The organism is Spirosoma profusum, from assembly GCF_014699005.1.
GTDB classification, from domain to species: domain Bacteria; phylum Bacteroidota; class Bacteroidia; order Cytophagales; family Spirosomataceae; genus Spirosoma; species Spirosoma profusum.
The window spans coordinates 1-16,277 of sequence record NZ_JACWZY010000029.1 but is presented as its reverse complement, the minus strand read 5'-3'; the positions used below and the strand labels follow the sequence as shown (position 1 = coordinate 16,277).

Here is a 16,277-nt window from a genome sequence, read left to right as displayed (position 1 = left end):
AGACGTTCAGGATGTGTATTGGTCAATTAACTGAGTAAGGAACGTATCGCCAACTTGTAACGCAGCCGCTACGTCGTTCAGCTCTACGTTTTCGAGGGGGTTGTGGCTGATGCCTTTAAAACAGCGCACAAACAACATCGTCACGGGTGCTACGTTCGAAATGGGTACTGCATCATGCCCGGCTCCACTGACCAGTTCGATGAGGGAATAGCCAGAGTCCAGTATGGATTGGGCTAATGTCGCGTTCAGGTTTGCATCACAGGCAACGGGGGCAGTTTCCTGAACTAGCGTCCAGGTAGTTTCCACGCTGCGTTTCCAGCCAATCGATTCGCAAACATCCTGAAGAGCCTGATACGTATGATTCAAAAGAGCCCCGTCGTTGCTACGTACATCCAGACTGCAATTGACTTCACCCGGTATTACGTTGCTGGCTGCGTTCGTTACGTTCAGTTTGCCCACCGTAGCCACCAGATTTGGTTGATTGGCAGCCAGTTGCTCAACAGCCAGAACAAACTCGGAAGCCGCGCACAAAGCATCCTGACGCATCGTCATGGGTACCGTTCCGGCATGACCGGCCATTCCCTGGAACGTAACATCGATACGTTTCTGACCAGCAATGCCTAGCACAACGGCAACCGGTACGTTACGTTCATAAAGAACGGGCCCCTGTTCGATATGTATTTCAAAATAACCAAGCCAGTTTTCGGGCGCTATGGCATCTTCGGCCAGGTTGATTGTCGAGCCACCCATTTCCGATATAACTTCTGCCAACGTAGCACCGGACGTATCACGTTTTGTGAGCAATTCGGAGTCAAAAGAACCAGCTACTACCTTGCTGCCCAGATACGTTGTATGAAACCGAAGGCCTTCTTCATCACTAAACGCAATCAACTCAATATGAAATGGCAACGGCTTATCTGATTGTATTATTTGTTCAATCAGGTTAAGCGACATAATGATACCCAGTGGGCCGTCAAACTTCCCGGCGTTGACAACCGTATCCATATGCGAAGCCAGCACGAAGGTTTTTGCGTCGATGTTGGCGCATTCCAGGCGTCCCCGGACATTGCCAATTGAATCAGTACGTGTTTGCAAGCCAATGGACAGCATCCACTGCTGAATCAGGGCACTTCCCCGCAGAAAAGCGCCGGTTCCAAAGGTACGTGTGATCCCCATACTGTCTTCACTTATCGACGCCAACTGATCGATTCGGCGTAGTACGTTCTCCGCACGTTGTCTATAATCACTCATGTCAATGGCGTTTGACGATTTGACCGGCGTTCAGTTTCTGGAACTGCCCATTTTCAAAAACGGGTACGCCACCCAGATATGTTTGTTCGACGGTTCCAACTAACGTAGCGTTCAGATAAGGCGTCATTTTATGGCGATGATGCAGCATTTCTTCACTGACAATAAACGATGTATCAGGATTCCAGACCAGCAAATCAGCGTCGTAACCAACAGCGATACGTCCTTTTCGATGCGATAAACCAGCTAGTTTGGCCGGGTTTTCACACAACCATCGGGCCATATCTGCTACGTTACAGCCCCGTTGTCGGGCAGCCGTCCAGAGAATCGGAAGGGAAAGTTGCAGCGACGCAATTCCCCCCCAGGCGCTCATGAAATCACCGCTATCGATCTGCTTTAGGTCAGGTGGGGCGGGGGAGTGGTCGGTGGCGACAAAGTCGATCAAGCCTTCTCGCAGGGCTTTCCATAACTGGTCGTTATTAATTTTTTCGCGGATGGGTGGCGCACACTTATACTGGGTTTGGCCGTCCATAATTTGTTCGGCGTTGAAAAACAGATAATGCTGCCCCGTTTCGACAGTTAGCGGTAATTTCTTTTGTTTAGCTTCGGCAATGGCTTTGAGCGAATTCGCCGATGATAAATGGACAATATGCGTTCGACAGTTGTACTCTTCACACAACCGAATCATCAACGTAATGGCTTCATCTTCCCACGATTTGGGACGAGAAGTGAGGTAGTTTTGATACGAGCGTTTACTGCCGGTTGCCAGTAATTCATCGGTCGATAACTCACAATGAACCAGAAGCGGCAGGCCATGCATTGCCAGAATGGGCATGGCTTTTCGTAGATCGGCTTCTGTTACGTTTGGGAAATCGTCTATACCAGAATGCGTCAAAAACGCCTTAAAACCCAGTACGCCCTGCTCAATCAACGGCTCAATGTCGGCAGTATTTCCCGGTACGAGCCCACCCCAAAAGCCACAATTCGTGTGCAACTTCCCTGACGTAGCAGCTATTTTTTTTGTAAATGCCCCAACCGTAGTCGTAACCGGCGATGAATTCAGCGGCATATCGACCAGCGTAGTTAGCCCACCGGCGATTGCAGCACGTGTCGCCGTATCGAAACCTTCCCAATCCGCCCGGCCTGGCTCGTTGATATGTACGTGTGGGTCAATGATGCCGGGCATCAATACGTTGTTATTAGCATCGATTATGGGATAGTTATAGCCTTCCGGTACGTCTGATCGAACGTCGGTAATCAGGCTATTCGATACCAGCACTACGGCCGGTTGGATGCCTTCTGGCGTAACCACATTATCTCCTTTAATGGCAAATTCAGGCATAATAAGATTGTCCGGCCTACTGTCGATACGTAGTGCCTAACGCAGTGTTGACCAAAATAGAAAATTTATAGCTATACTAGCTTCTAATAGTTCCGAAAACAACCGAAATGGCTATGAAACTCACCCTGAAAAAAAATGCATATGGAAAAAATGCCGTAAATCTGTCGAAAGTTATTCGGCACGCGGATTACCATGAATTCAGGCAGATTTCTGTCAACGTATCGTTGGAAGGTGATTTCGAAACGGCGCACACGCTCGGTGATAATTCAAAGATTCTGCCAACCGATACGCAGAAAAATACTGTCTATGCTCTTGCTAGAGAGCACTTTGTCGATTCAATTGAAAATTTTGCCCTTATCCTGGCGAATCATTTTATTCAATATAATTCGCAGGTAACGCAAGTGAACGTTGAGATTATGGAATATCCCTGGCAGCGCATGGTTTTCGACGAAAAGCCGCACCATCACGCGTATGTAGGCGGATCGTCTGAAAAGCATACAACAAGTGTTGTGCAAACGGCTGATGGTGTGCAGATTACCTCTGGAATTAAAGAACTATTGATACTGAAAACGACGGATTCGGGATTTGAAGGTTACATCAAAGATCAATTCACTACGTTGAAGGAAACTGCCGACCGGATTTTTTCAACGCAATGTGAAGCCACCTGGGATTACGTGAGCGCAGATTTAGATTTTACAAGCCTGTATACGCAAATCCGTGAAACGCTGCTGAAAACGTTTGCTCACCACAAGAGCTTATCCGTTCAACAGACGTTACTGGCGATGGGGACTACGGTGCTGGAAAACCATGCGGAAGTGAGCGAGATTAGTTTGAAACTGCCGAATAAACACCACATTCTGTTCAATCTGGAACAGTTTGGCATAGAAAACAAAAACGAAATTTTTATCGCTACCGACGAGCCATACGGCTACATCACTGGGACTGTGACCAGGGAATAAAGTACGTCGTAGTTTGCTACGTTGAGCGAAGTGATTTCTTTCAGCCCGATACAGAACCGTCTGTGTAAAAACAGATGCTACGTATGAAGCGGTCGTACTATATTTCTGATCTGGTTTTTAGCTTATTAGCAATATGTTCAAGGCACGAAAAAAGGCGGTTAGTACGTCTAAAAAATCACCTCTTCGGGAATGGCTCGATTCATTATTGTTTGCGGTCATTGCCGCTACACTTATTCGGTTTCTGACATTTGAAGCCTTCGCTATCCCGACGCCCTCAATGGAGAGTAATTTAATGGTGGGCGATTATCTGTTTGTCAGCAAGCTTCACTACGGTTCACGAACACCCAAAACGCCTTTACAGGTCCCGCTTACGCATCAGAAAATCTGGGGAACCAATATTCCATCGTACAGCACGGCTATTCAACTGCCTTCGTTCCGCTTGCCGGGTTTTACAACGGTGAAAAATGGCGACGTAGTAGTTTTCAATTATCCACCTCCGAAAGCCGGTGAACCCGATTATCCCACCGATTTACGAACGAATTTTATCAAACGCTGTATCGGAATCCCCGGCGACGTAGTGGAAATACATAATGAACAGGTTTACGTCAACAAGAACGTAATGGCATTGCCCGCCCGCGCGCAGACGACCTATTTTGTAAAAACGAAGGAAGTGCTTGATGACCGTTTCTTTCGAAAGTATGACATTGTTAACGACTATAAATCGGAAGAAGGGCCTTTTATCAACTGGCAACCCCTTGAGGCTTATGATGATAGCACCAAAGCTCCTGTTTTGGTCGGATACAGAGTTAATACACTACCGTCGGTTATTGCGAAATTCAAAGAATTTGATTGGGTAACGGGTATTGAGCCAATGACTGAACCTGCCGGTAATTCGTCGCCGGGAATTTACGGCGGTTCGGCTTATGCCTGGAATCAGGACAATTTCGGGCCGCTTACAGTGCCCAAAAAAGGCATGACCGTGCCGCTGAATAAACAGACCATCGCTGTATATGGGCCAATTATCAGTCGTTACGAAGAGAACGAAAACGTAACGGTTGCAGCGGATGAGGTGAAACTAAACGGCAAGTCTATTACGTCGTATACGTTTAAACAGGATTACTACTTCATGATGGGCGATAACCGGCACAATTCTGAAGACTCGCGGTATTGGGGATTTGTGCCAGAAGACCATATTGTTGGTAAGGCCGTATTTGTCTGGATGTCGATAGATCCCGTTCCGGCTGATATTTGGCACAAAATCCGCTGGAATCGCCTGTTCCGGGTGATAAACTAGGTCGGCTTCGTTACTGAGCAGGTAATGCTTTTGGTTCTTCCTGTACCAGCACAAATGCTTTAACCTGTTTCAGGAAACGAGCGTAGGCGTCGGTGTAGGTTTTCTCGCTATGCGGAAAGGTCAAGCCACTCCGAAAAGCCCCTGCCAGCAGATTATGAGCTTTTAAAGCATCGCCATTGTCGTAAAACTGCCCTACCCAGGTGCGCGGAAGTTCATTGGGGTTGAATAAGCCCATACCGCCACTATAAAACTGGAAGGGTGAATTCAGGTGGCCCGTATTAAAATAGGTCTGTTTTTTCTTATTAGTCAGTTCAAAATAATCAATCATATAAGTAAGTTGGTCGATGAGCCGTTTTTGGATGGCTCGAAACGATTCGGGTTGTAAAGGTTTATTGCGCCACTCGTTACGGGTTGGTGCCAGCAAGTCAATGCTACCTTCCTCGTATTCAGGATTCGGACGAAGTGTTGCTGAAACGTGTCCTTTTGTTACACTTTTGTTGGTTAATTCCGACAGTGTCAGATTGGTACCATCCCGTTCGATTTGATAAAATTCACGGGTTTTACCATTGATTATGGCGAGCTGTCCCGTGCTTTCGTTTAACTCCCACCGTTTAACACTGTAATGATATTTTGAAAGCATGGCACAGGTTCCATTCGGGTAAAATCGCCAATTCGTTTCGGTGACGCTACCACTATTTTTGAGAAACTGCCGGAATTTCTCTCGTGCACTTTCATTCTCTGCGCTAGCCAGCTTTTCCTCATATTCGGGACTTATATTGAAGCCGTCGAATTTCCATGCTTGACAAATTGTGTCGGGGAGTGATCGCTGACATGATGCCATCAACAGCAGGATCAGGGTAGGGAGGAAAAGGCGCATTAGATGAATCTAAATCTACCTGACGTGTAAAAAGATACAGCCAACAAGGTTGTGGAATGGGCTGATAAATCGGTACAGTCAAGTGTTAATTTTTTATTTGTGACAATAATACCTGACCACTGCTGGCATTGCAACAAAAAAGGCCCCTATTTTCACAGGAGCCTTTTTTGATGATCTATTTTTCTTAACCCAGATACGTCTTCAACGCTTTTGAGCGCGAGGTATGACGTAAGCGACGGATAGCTTTTTCTTTAATTTGCCGAACCCGTTCACGAGTCAAATTGAACTTCTCGCCAATTTCTTCGAGCGTCATGGCATGTTCGCCGTTCAGGCCAAAGTACAACGTAATGACATCGGCTTCGCGCTGGGTCAGGGTCGACAGGGCGCGCTGCACTTCCTTACGTAGCGAATCGTTAATCAGACCCGAATCCGGTTTGTCTTCGCCATCATTTTCGAGAACGTCGAGCAGGCTATTTTCTTCACCTTGCACGAATGGTGCATCCATTGATACATGGCGACCTGAAATCTTCAACGTATCAACAACTTCAGCTGCCGAAATCTCCAGCACAGCGGCCAGCTCTTCGGGCGAAGGTTCCCGCTCGAATTTCTGTTCGAGATCGGAGAATGTCTTCGAGATTTTGTTGAGCGAACCAACCCGGTTTAATGGCAAACGGACAATACGCGACTGCTCGGCTAATGCCTGAAGAATCGACTGACGTATCCACCAAACGGCGTATGAGATGAATTTGAACCCACGCGTTTCATCAAAACGCTGAGCGGCCTTAATAAGCCCTAAATTCCCTTCGTTGATTAAATCGCCCAGCGAGAGCCCCTGATTCTGGTACTGTTTGGCTACAGAAACCACAAAGCGAAGGTTGGCCTTCGTTAAACGTTCCAGCGATAATTGGTCGCCTTCGCGAATTTTCTGGGCCAAAGTTACTTCCTCGTCAGGTGTAAGCAGGTCCACTTTACCAATCTCCTGTAAGTACTTGTCTAACGACTGACTTTCACGGTTGGTAATCTGTTTAGAAATTTTTAGCTGTCTCATAATACGTTGTTCCCGGTGGCGCGACTGTATAACGTTAGTTTTAGACGTTCCATTACGCAAAAAAGTAACAATATCCTAAGCATTTTTGTTCTCTGGCTTCGGTAGCAATACTTTCCGTGACAATCGGTACTTACCTGTCTTTTTATCAATATCAATCAATTTTACTGTCACTTCTTCACCTACCTGAAGTACATTATCCATGGTCTCCAGGCGCTCCCACTTAATCTCGGAAATGTGTAATAAGCCATCCTTCCCTGGCATGAATTCGATGAAGGCTCCGAACGGCTGAATGGTTTTAACTTTACCGACGTATGTTTCGCCTACTTCCGGAACAGCCACAATACCTTTTACACGTGATACAGCCCTGTCCATACTTTCTTTGTTGGTGGCAAAGATGCTGACCCAGCCCGCGTTGTCGCGCTCGTCGATGTTAACTACTGCACCCGAATCCTTCTGAATGTCCTGCACAACCTTCCCACCGGGGCCGATAACGGCACCAATCTGGTTCGTATCGATTTTGATAACAATGGCGCGTGGAGCGTGAGGCTTGAGATCAGGACGTACGTCGGCGATGCCTTTCTTCATCTCATTCAAGATGTGCAACCGACCAACACGAGCCTGTTCCAATGCCTGAGCCAACACTTCGTAGGATAAGCCGTCCACTTTAAGGTCCATCTGGCAGGCTACAATGCCTTTTTCAGTACCGGTTACCTTAAAATCCATGTCGCCCAGATGATCTTCATCACCCAGAATATCAGACAGTACAGCGTATTTTTCACCATCGGAGATAAGGCCCATGGCGATACCAGCTACGGGTGCCTTGATTTTAATACCAGCATCCATCAGGGCCATCGTACCTGCACAAACCGTTGCCATCGACGACGAACCATTCGATTCCAAAATGTCAGATACAATCCGGATAGTGTATGGGTTATCGGCGTCGGCAGGTAATACTTTTTTCAACGAGCGATGGGCCAGATTCCCGTGTCCAATTTCGCGCCGACCAGCTCCCCGATTGGGTTTTACTTCTCCCGTTGAGAAACCTGGGAAGTTATAATGCAGGAGAAACTTATTGTAGCCCTGATACATGGCCTGGTCAACAATCTGCTCGTCGATTTTCGTACCTAACGTAACAGTTGTTAACGATTGCGTTTCGCCACGGGTGAACAGTGATGAACCGTGCGGGCCTGGTAAAAGGCCTGCTTCGGTCGAAATAGGACGTATTTCATCCAGTTGACGACCGTCCAGACGAATGCGTTCATCAAGCACTAACCGACGGGCAGCTTCCCACTCCAAATCGTGCAAATAAGTTTTTACCAGCGTAGGGTCAACTTCGGAATCATCTCCGAACGTAGCAAGATATTCTTCACGAACAGATTTAAAGCCTTCGGAACGCGCTTTCTTGCTTGGATTCCGTCCCTGAGCAACTTTATAGATTTTTTCGTAGGCATAGGCACGTGTTGCTTCACGTAGTACTTCGTCATGGGTTTCATGACTGTACTGCCGTTTTTCGGTTTTACCTACTTTAGCCTCCAGTTCTTTCTGAGCTTGGCATTGTACTTTAATGGCTTCGTGAGCAGCTTTCAGGGCTTCCACTACTTCGGCTTCTGAACATTCGTCCATTTCGCCTTCTACCATGCAAATATCCTTTTCTGTTGCCGCCACAATCAGATCGATAGTAGCACGCTCAAGATCGGCAGTTTTAGGGTTTATTTCGTATTTGCCGTCAATTTTGGCAACCCGCACTTCCGAGATAGGTCCGTTAAAAGGAATATTGGAAACCGCCAATGCCGATGAAGCCGCTAAAGCTGCAAGGGCGTCGGGCTGAACTTCGGGGTCAGCAGAAATCAACGTAATCATTACCTGCGTATCAGCATGGTAATCGTCGGGGAAGATAGGACGTAGCGCCCGGTCAACTAATCGACTAATCAAAATTTCGTGGTCGCCTAATCGGCCTTCCCGCCGTTGGAAACTGCCTGGAATACGTCCAGCAGAAGCGAATTTTTCCTGATAATCAACAGAGAGGGGGAGAAAATCGACGCCCGCTTTGGCCTCTTTACTGGATACTACAGTGGCTAACAACATCGTGTTGCCCAACCGTACAACTACCGCTCCATCGGCTTGCCGGGCCAATTTCCCGGTTTCAATAGTAATTTCCCGCCCATCGGGCAACGCAACAACTTGCGTGGTGATTTCAAACATACAGCAGATTTTGAATACGTCTTCGTTCAGCTTTAAACCGCTTAGGTGACAACAGATTAATGGTTCACCCTTATTTACTCTACTCAAACAGACTTCTTTTAGTTCGGTACGTTCGAATAAGTCAACATTTCACATTCTTTTGATTGGTAAATCAGACGAATGTGTGAACAAAAAGAAGTTACTAATAAAAAGAAAATGGTGTTGTTTTAAGAATAGTTGCTCTCAGGTGTATAAACAACAAAAATGAGGGAATCTACTATGAGCAGATTCCCTTTTGTGATGTAGCCCGATTACTTCCGTAATCCGAGTGCGGCCAGAATAGCCCGATACCGTGTGATATCTTTTTTCTGGAGGTAGTTCAGCAAACGCCGACGCTTACCTACTAATTTTAAAAGACCCAGTTGGGTGCCGTAATCGTGCTTGTGGACTTTCAGGTGCTCGGTCAAATGACTGATCCGGTAGGTAAACAGCGCGATCTGGGATTCGGCCGACCCGGTGTCAATTGCACTTTTGGCGTGACCCGAGGTGGAGAATATCTCCTGCTTTTTTTCGGTCGTTAGATACATCTTCAGACAGCTTTTTGTTGGAAAAATAAATTCGGGTGCAAAGGTAGTAAAAAGAGTTGTTAGTCGCTAGTCCTCAGTCAATAGTTTATTATAGCTCTATTGACTGACGACCAGCGACTAATGACTAACAACTGTTGACTGTCCTCGATAAGTGGCCCATTTGCGTTTCAACCGCTCCCACGCAATAATATATACGTCTTTATCGAACAATCGCGAGTCGTGCCGGGCGCGCTGCATCAGAAACAGGCCAATAGGAAACAAGACCAGATTAGCCATCCAGGCACCCAATGGTACCCATAACAGCCCGTCTTTGGCGTATTTGTCGCCCATGAGAGTTAGTACGTATAGGAAGATAAAAAAGACAATCGATACCAGCACAGGAAGGCCAAAACCACCTTTTTTAATAATAGCACCCATAGATGCACCAATCAGAAACATCACAAAAATGGCAATGGCCTGCGTAAATTTGTGATGGCTCTCCAACTGATACCGCCAGACACTTTTCTCTTTATCAGTCATATAAGTAATATTCGACGTAGCATACGACAGAATATTCTGTGCCTGCGCCAGGGCGGCCTGCGCCAGTTCGGGTGGGGCGATGGCTTTCTTCTTCAGTACTGAATCGACCCATTTGCCGTCTTTCACGATTTTCTGCTTCAGCACGGCATCCGACTTGAACTGATACGTATAATACTGCTTCGACGTACTTGCTACGTTCAGACTAGTTTTCGTGTACTCTTTCTGGAGCGAATCCGTCAATGCAGATAGCTCCTTCAGATTTTTCATGTATTCGTGATATTCAAACTGATTTTCGTCGGTACGTTTAATTCCGAACGATTCCAGACTGATAACCAGCCGATAATCTTTAAATGTATTCCTAACAAACTGAGCACCACCGTTGACAGACGCGCTGCTGGCAAAATTTACGCTAGCATTATCTGAATATTCCTGATAGTCGTTGCCGTTGAAAAGCTGAAAAACCAGGTAGGTTCGATCTTTATCGGTATACATACGTCCAGAATCAGCCAGAATAATTTCACGATTTCCTGAGGCAACGCCACTCATAGGGTGTTTATAAATAACCAGCCCTTTCAGCAATTCACCCTTTGCGCTATCCAAAGCGGATTTTACCTTTTCGTCGACCTTAATACTATAACCCGGCAGGTCGTTATAAAAAATCCCTTCTTTAAGATTCAGCGTTGCTTTAGCGGTTTTGATGTCATAGAGCAGACTGTACCCTTTGAGATTGGCCCAGGGCGATACGGAATTGTTGAACCAGAATGAGAAAGCGCTGATACCGATGGCCACGATGAGCAAGGGTCGCATGGCCCGTGTCAGCGAAATACCGGCACTTTTCATGGCAGTCAACTCAAAGAATTCGCCCAGATTACCAAAGGTCATCAGCGACGAAAGCAGTACGGCAAGGGGTAGGGCCGTTGGGATTGTTAGCAAGGCAAAGTAGAAAAGGAGTCGGCCAAACGTGGCCATGTCGAGGTCTTTGGAGACAAAATCGTCGATGTAAAACATCAGCAGCCGCATCAGAAAAATAAAGATGACGACCGCCAGGGTTAAAAAAAACGGCCCCCAAAACGAGCCGAGTATTAACTTATCAATCCTTTTCATTCCAAATTGGAAGTTATAAAACGATCCGCCGTTGCGGTTGTAGGGTTATAAGGTTATAAAGTTGCGAATCCACACCGGGGCTGACGCGCTCATGAACTTTACAACTCTATAACCCTAAAACTTTATAACTTTCGTATGTGATTAAGCTTTTTTAACTGCCCACTATTTCCTTCAACTTATCCATTAACCCATCCCATAGGTCTTTAAGTTCGTCTTCATCGGTGGTCGATGAATAGTCGGTAATGCGTAGGAACGTTGACTGAGTCAGTTCGCTCTGATCAATGCGGAAGTCTATATAATTATTGTCAGAGCCGTTCTCGGCTGTATCCAAAAATTCAAAACGAACCCCTTTATTTTGTCGCATCGATACCTGTCTGGCGAAATGGCTCTCGTTATCCCACTGAAAATCAAACCGCTGTTCAGGCATCATATTTACTTTGGCCGCAAACCACTGCGACAGACCCGATGCCGTACTGATATACGGGAATAGCATTTTGGGGGATGCCCGGAGCTCATATTCGGCGATGAATTTGTGTTTTTCCATAGACGTTCCTGTCAGAAAAGGGGGCTATTGGCAAAGGTAAACGATTTTTTTTGCGAAAGTCAACGCTGTTTTTTGAGCCCAGCCAATTTTTCATTACTTTTGTGGTAAATCCGGCGGGGTAGCTCAGATGGTTAGAGCGTAGGATTCATAACCCTAAGGTCGGCAGTTCGATCCTGCTCCCCGCTACTCTGATTATCAAGTCGTTACGTTTTTTTTACGTAACGGCTTTTTTTGTTAGATACAATATAGGTAATACATTTTCATTTTCGATATCTCCGTTTAGTAACTGTTTTTATATAATTCTCTTGTTCTACTCCCGTAATTTACGTTCTGCTACTATTTAGGCAGAGATGATCGTTAACACAACTATACAATACCTTACTCGTAGCGTTTCGAGGCCTATATTTACCCTACATGGATAGACAGACGCAAGCTCAAATTTATCTGGCCGACCAGCGTGGCCAGTCGCAGGTCGACTTTTTTAACAGTTTTCACAGTTTTAATTTTGGTCAATACGTAGCTGAAAGCCGGGAACCCTTCGGCGCGTTACAGGTTCTTAACGATGATCAGTTGAAACCCGGCCGAAGCATAGGCTTAACCGTTGAGCAAAATACGGAGGTAATTATTCTACCACTTGTGGGAGGCCTCGAATACAAAAGCGATGTCGGTAATGGATTTCTGGAAACTGGGCAGGTTCAGGTATTTTCATTAACGGGTGGCATGAGTTACCAGATCAGCAATCCCTACGATACGGAAGTAATCAATTACATTGTAATCTGGCAGTCAAACGCTTCTCCTGATTTTCAACCGGGTTTGCAGACCATTAATTTTGACTTACAACAGGAAAATCAACTGCTGCCCCTTTTTGATGTAAACGCCAATCAGCGAACGAGTCCGCTAAGTTTTCATGGTTATATTGGCCGTTACGTGGGGCGAGCTGAGGACATATATCACCTGGAACGGGCGAGCGACGGCACCTTTATTTTTGTGTTGAGCGGTGCCTTTGAAGTACAAAACCGACTGCTTCATGAGCGGGATGGACTGGCTCTGAGCAATATAAAAGATCAAACCATCGATTGGGAAGCCTTGTCGAACAATGCCCTGCTGTTGTTATTGGAAGTGCCACTGGATAAGCTATAATCCGAAAATCTAGCTGTTGAATTTTGCAGCCTTATTTTCCCTTAGGAATAATAGCTGTTGCCTCAACCTCCGCTAAAATATCATCGCGAAATAATTTACTGACTTCAACAGCTGTACTTGTCGGTGGATGCTGGTGATTAACGTATTGATCACGTACGTCCCGAAACAACTGTACATGGGACATATCCCGAAAATAAACAGTCAGTTTAACCAAGTCTTCCATTTTACCACCTGCCGCAGTGACAAGAGCCTGTAAGTTTCGGAAGATTTGCTCGAACTGCGCTTTAGGATCGCCTTTACCTACTACGTTCCCCTGAACATCCAGCCCCACCTGTCCGGCAATAAGTACCATTTTCGCCGTGCCTAAGTCAATTTCTGCCAAATGGCTATACCCCCTTGGCGTAGCTACCGTAGGGGGATTTGATAATGTTACGATTTGTTTTGCCTGCTGCCCAAACGACGTTGAAAGGATCAGGAAATAAGTTGATAATGAGATAAGTGACAGAAGTGTATTCATGGGTTTCCTGAAGGAACGTAGCAGTAAGCAGGTCAAAATAATCGGTTGAAGTACAGTTCAGTCAACCGCTAAAACGATGGCCTGATACGATGGATATGCTCAAAAAGTTGTTACTCCTGTAAAATTGGAGTGCCGGGTTCGGGCATGGACGTGGCGGCTGGCTTTTTAACAGCGATTAACGTAATGATTGCTGATAGGAGCAGGGAACCCGCCATGAAAAGATAAGATGCGCCAAAACCGCCGGTAGTTCCGTTTAAATACCCCACAAGTAAGGTGCCCAGGAAAGATCCCAGCGCGCCAAAGCTGTTGATCAGTGCCATAGCGCCACCCGCTACGTTCTTTGGGAGTATTTCTGGGATAATGGCAAAAAATGGCCCATAAGGCGCGTACATTGCCCCACCAGCTATGATTAGCAGCACGAACGAAAGCCAGAACTGATTCACACCGATTAAGTACGATGCATAGAAGGCAATGGCACCAAGTAGCAGAAAAGGCCATACAAATGCCTTGCGGTTCTGGGTTTTATCGGAAAAGTAGGAAGCGCTCAACATACCGATGATCGCTAGTAGATAAGGAACCGACGACAACCAGCCCGTTTTAACAATGTTCATATTGGGCGCTGCATTCAGAATCGTCGGAAGCCACATGACAAACCCATAAACGCCGATACTCCATAGAGCGTATTGTAAACTGAGCAGGATAACCACCCGCGATTTGAACGCTTCTCCGTAATTTTTAACGGGTTTAATACCCTGTTGTTCCTGTTGTAACTGGTCGGTAACCGCCTGCTTTTCAGCATCGGTCAACCACGTAGCGTCCTGCGGCTTATCATCCACCAGACGCCACCAGAAAAAGGCCCAGATAATGGCTGGTAGTCCTTCAATGATAAACATCCACCGCCAGCCTACTGCCTGCACCAGATAACCCGATAGCACCGACATCCAGAGAATTGTCGCCGGATTACCCAGAATCAGGAACGTATTGGCCTGCGAACGTTCGGCTTTGGTAAACCATCGGCTCAAAAACAGTAGCATCGCCGGCATAACCGCACTTTCGACAACGCCCAACATGAACCGAATCACAATCAGCGCATAGACGTTGCTGATAAGGCCTGTGGCTGTTGCAAGACCACCCCAAAGGATTAATGACCAGAAAATGAGTTTTTTAGCGCTTTTCTTCTCGGCATAAACGGCTCCCGGAACCTGGAAGAAAAAGTAACCCAGAAAAAACAGCGCCCCCAGCAGTGACGACATGGTGGGGGTAATCTTCAAATCGGCTGCCAGACCGCTGGCAGCACCAAATCCATAATTCGCCCGGTCGAGGTAGGCCAGACTATAGGTGATAAAAGCAATGGGTAACAGACGGTACCAGCGGGATTTCGCGAGGGTGGCGTTCATGCAGATTGAGTACGAATTCGAAAATTAGTTGATGTTTGCTACGTTCTAAAGACTTTCGTTTAGTTGGCTCTACTGTGTATCTTATTCATTCGATTAGCAGTAATTGACTAATATGTAGCATGCCGTGGATTGTCGGGCTAAATTAATGCAGATACTAACGTAGCATGCAGCTTTCGCGTTTTTTTTGCTTCATTGACGCGATAAATACGTATCATCAACTGTATGGAGACTGAAAAGACGCGGATGGTTTGGCTGGATTACTTACGGGCGTTTGTTACGTTGCTGGTGGTGGCGCATCATGCCGCGCTGGCTTACCCTACGTTTGCTTACTTTAATCCGGCTCATTACATCAGTTCCACCGCGCCGATTGTCGATGAACAACGTTGGGCCGGCATGGATACCCTGATTGGCTTCAATGATATTTTTTTCATGCCGCTCATGTTTTTCATCAGCGGACTGTTTGTCTACCGTGGGCTTACTAAAAAAGGCGTGAAGTCGTATCTGAAAGACCGGCTGCTACGTTTAGGACTTCCATTTTTGGTGGCTGAGGTAGTGCTTATTCCGTTGGCGTATCTTCCTACGTACTACGTAGCTACGCACGATACGTCGCTCTCTGGTTTTCTGAATGATTACATTTTCACGCAGGAATGGCCGGTGGGACCACCCTGGTTTATCTGGCTGTTGCTGGCGTTCGACGTAGTAGCCGCACTTATTTTCAGTGAGTGGCCTACGTTTTTTACCCGTGTTGGGCAATGGCTGACCCACCTGAGTGAGCAACCGCTACGTCTGGGAGCCGTTCTCTACGTAGTGGTTGCCCTAAGTTTTATTCCGCTGAGTCTATGGGTGGGGCAATATACCTGGATCGGTAATTGGGGACCGTTTGATTTTCAACTCAATCGGGTAATTTTCTATCTCTTATTTTTTCTACTGGGTGGTTGCCTCGGTGCTACGTTCTGGCAAAACTACTTTTTCCACAATAACCGACTCTTCGGTATCGGCTGGCCGTTCTGGCTCGGAGTAAGCCTTGTGTGCTACGTTCTGATTCGCCTGGTTGCAGAATTTGGTGCTGAACAAGTAAAACAAGGAAACTGGACAGAAACAATAGGCTATTTATTCTTCGATTTAGCATTTATTGCGAGTTGCCTGACCAGTATCTGCGCCTGCTTAAGTGTCTTCCGACAAACTATTTTTAAACCGAATCTCATCTGGCAAACTCTTTCCGCAAACGCCTATGGTATATACGTAGTACACTACTGCTTTGTGACTTGGCTTCAGTTTGCGCTGTTACGTTTGGACGTAGTAGTTTCTTTAAAATTCACGTTCGTGTTTATTGGAGCACTGGGTTTGAGTTATCTGAGCAGTCGTTTGTTACGTCAGAACATATCAGTGGCGAAGATTTTGTAAAGTTTTAGTAGCTACGTCGAGATTTTATAAACCAATATCCGGTAGTGGCTTAACTGCGTTGATTCAAGCATCTTTGTGAATGGTCTTAGAAGCAGTCTCCTGTAAGCATTGTGGGC

At 46.3% G+C, this 16,277-nt stretch carries 14 protein-coding genes and 1 tRNA gene; 5 read left to right on the top strand and 10 right to left on the bottom strand.

The genetic code is table 11. The features are described 5' to 3' along the window. Positions 1-6: 6 nt before the first annotated feature. Positions 7-1,251: an allantoate amidohydrolase gene (locus IC229_RS26365; protein WP_190890580.1), complete on the bottom strand. Its 1,245-nt coding sequence runs from the start codon at positions 1,249-1,251 to the stop codon at positions 7-9. A gap of 1 nt (position 1,252) precedes the next feature. After that, positions 1,253-2,590, bottom strand: a complete 1,338-nt coding sequence (allB, locus tag IC229_RS26360) for an allantoinase AllB (protein ID WP_190890578.1) — start codon at positions 2,588-2,590, stop codon at positions 1,253-1,255. 113 nt (positions 2,591-2,703) lie between these two features. Here allB and pucL point away from each other — a divergent pair, with 113 nt between their 5' ends. Both pucL and lepB read left to right on the top strand, forming a co-directional pair. Then, positions 2,704-3,549 (top strand): factor-independent urate hydroxylase, encoded by an 846-nt coding sequence (gene pucL, locus IC229_RS26355; RefSeq protein WP_190890576.1) that lies wholly within the window; start codon positions 2,704-2,706, stop codon positions 3,547-3,549. A gap of 133 nt (positions 3,550-3,682) precedes the next feature. Then, the gene (gene lepB, locus IC229_RS26350; RefSeq protein ID WP_190890575.1) at positions 3,683-4,843 is read left to right on the top strand and encodes a signal peptidase I; all 1,161 of its coding nucleotides are present in this window, start codon (positions 3,683-3,685) and stop codon (positions 4,841-4,843) included. A gap of 10 nt (positions 4,844-4,853) precedes the next feature. Here the strand turns inward: lepB and IC229_RS26345 are convergent, their stop codons facing one another. The 6 genes from IC229_RS26345 to IC229_RS26320 all read right to left on the bottom strand — a co-directional run bounded on the left by IC229_RS26345 (position 4,854) and on the right by IC229_RS26320 (position 11,703). Further along, positions 4,854-5,720, bottom strand: coding sequence for a hypothetical protein (locus tag IC229_RS26345; RefSeq protein WP_190890573.1), 867 nt, complete (start codon positions 5,718-5,720; stop codon positions 4,854-4,856). A 184-nt stretch (positions 5,721-5,904) separates the two neighbouring features. Then, a complete protein-coding gene (locus tag IC229_RS26340) occupies positions 5,905-6,768 on the bottom strand; it encodes a sigma-70 family RNA polymerase sigma factor (protein ID WP_009282104.1) in 864 nt (287 codons plus the stop codon). A 75-nt stretch (positions 6,769-6,843) separates the two neighbouring features. After that, the gene (gene pnp / locus IC229_RS26335; protein ID WP_190890571.1) at positions 6,844-8,970 is read right to left on the bottom strand and encodes a polyribonucleotide nucleotidyltransferase; all 2,127 of its coding nucleotides are present in this window, start codon (positions 8,968-8,970) and stop codon (positions 6,844-6,846) included. Between the two features lie 290 nt (positions 8,971-9,260). Next, on the bottom strand, positions 9,261-9,536 hold the full coding sequence (gene rpsO / locus IC229_RS26330) for a 30S ribosomal protein S15 (protein ID WP_190890563.1): 276 nt from the start codon (positions 9,534-9,536) through the stop codon (positions 9,261-9,263). 117 nt (positions 9,537-9,653) lie between these two features. Then, a complete protein-coding gene (locus IC229_RS26325; protein ID WP_190890555.1) occupies positions 9,654-11,159 on the bottom strand; it encodes an LptF/LptG family permease in 1,506 nt (501 codons plus the stop codon). 151 nt (positions 11,160-11,310) lie between these two features. Next, entirely contained in the window at positions 11,311-11,703 is a 393-nt protein-coding gene (locus IC229_RS26320; protein ID WP_190890553.1) for an START-like domain-containing protein, read from the bottom strand. Positions 11,704-11,815: 112 nt separating this feature from the next. On the opposite strand from IC229_RS26320, the gene IC229_RS26315 reads away from it, so the two are divergent. Next, positions 11,816-11,889: transfer RNA gene (locus IC229_RS26315), tRNA-Met, on the top strand. 228 nt (positions 11,890-12,117) lie between these two features. Continuing rightward, positions 12,118-12,843 (top strand): pirin family protein, encoded by a 726-nt coding sequence (locus IC229_RS26310; RefSeq protein WP_190890551.1) that lies wholly within the window; start codon positions 12,118-12,120, stop codon positions 12,841-12,843. Between the two features lie 31 nt (positions 12,844-12,874). On the opposite strand, the gene IC229_RS26305 is transcribed toward IC229_RS26310, so the two are convergent. Next, complete coding sequence (locus IC229_RS26305) at positions 12,875-13,360, bottom strand: RidA family protein (RefSeq protein WP_190890549.1); 486 nt, start codon at positions 13,358-13,360, stop codon at positions 12,875-12,877. A 110-nt stretch (positions 13,361-13,470) separates the two neighbouring features. After that, complete coding sequence (locus IC229_RS26300; RefSeq protein WP_190890547.1) at positions 13,471-14,757, bottom strand: MFS transporter; 1,287 nt, start codon at positions 14,755-14,757, stop codon at positions 13,471-13,473. Between the two features lie 222 nt (positions 14,758-14,979). Here IC229_RS26300 and IC229_RS26295 point away from each other — a divergent pair, with 222 nt between their 5' ends. Next, positions 14,980-16,161, top strand: coding sequence for an acyltransferase family protein (locus IC229_RS26295; RefSeq protein WP_190890545.1), 1,182 nt, complete (start codon positions 14,980-14,982; stop codon positions 16,159-16,161). The last annotated feature ends 116 nt before the right edge of the window (positions 16,162-16,277 follow it).

Coding starts and splice junctions, on each gene's coding strand:
- IC229_RS26365 (WP_190890580.1), bottom strand. CDS start 1,251: ATGAGTGATTATAGACAACGTGCGGAGAACGTACTACGCCGAATCGAT.
- allB (WP_190890578.1), bottom strand. CDS start 2,590: ATGCCTGAATTTGCCATTAAAGGAGATAATGTGGTTACGCCAGAAGGC.
- pucL (WP_190890576.1), top strand. CDS start 2,704: ATGAAACTCACCCTGAAAAAAAATGCATATGGAAAAAATGCCGTAAAT.
- lepB (WP_190890575.1), top strand. CDS start 3,683: ATGTTCAAGGCACGAAAAAAGGCGGTTAGTACGTCTAAAAAATCACCT.
- IC229_RS26345 (WP_190890573.1), bottom strand. CDS start 5,720: ATGCGCCTTTTCCTCCCTACCCTGATCCTGCTGTTGATGGCATCATGT.
- IC229_RS26340 (WP_009282104.1), bottom strand. CDS start 6,768: ATGAGACAGCTAAAAATTTCTAAACAGATTACCAACCGTGAAAGTCAG.
- pnp (WP_190890571.1), bottom strand. CDS start 8,970: ATGTTTGAAATCACCACGCAAGTTGTTGCGTTGCCCGATGGGCGGGAA.
- rpsO (WP_190890563.1), bottom strand. CDS start 9,536: ATGTATCTAACGACCGAAAAAAAGCAGGAGATATTCTCCACCTCGGGT.
- IC229_RS26325 (WP_190890555.1), bottom strand. CDS start 11,159: ATGAAAAGGATTGATAAGTTAATACTCGGCTCGTTTTGGGGGCCGTTT.
- IC229_RS26320 (WP_190890553.1), bottom strand. CDS start 11,703: ATGGAAAAACACAAATTCATCGCCGAATATGAGCTCCGGGCATCCCCC.
- IC229_RS26310 (WP_190890551.1), top strand. CDS start 12,118: ATGGATAGACAGACGCAAGCTCAAATTTATCTGGCCGACCAGCGTGGC.
- IC229_RS26305 (WP_190890549.1), bottom strand. CDS start 13,360: ATGAATACACTTCTGTCACTTATCTCATTATCAACTTATTTCCTGATC.
- IC229_RS26300 (WP_190890547.1), bottom strand. CDS start 14,757: ATGAACGCCACCCTCGCGAAATCCCGCTGGTACCGTCTGTTACCCATT.
- IC229_RS26295 (WP_190890545.1), top strand. CDS start 14,980: ATGGAGACTGAAAAGACGCGGATGGTTTGGCTGGATTACTTACGGGCG.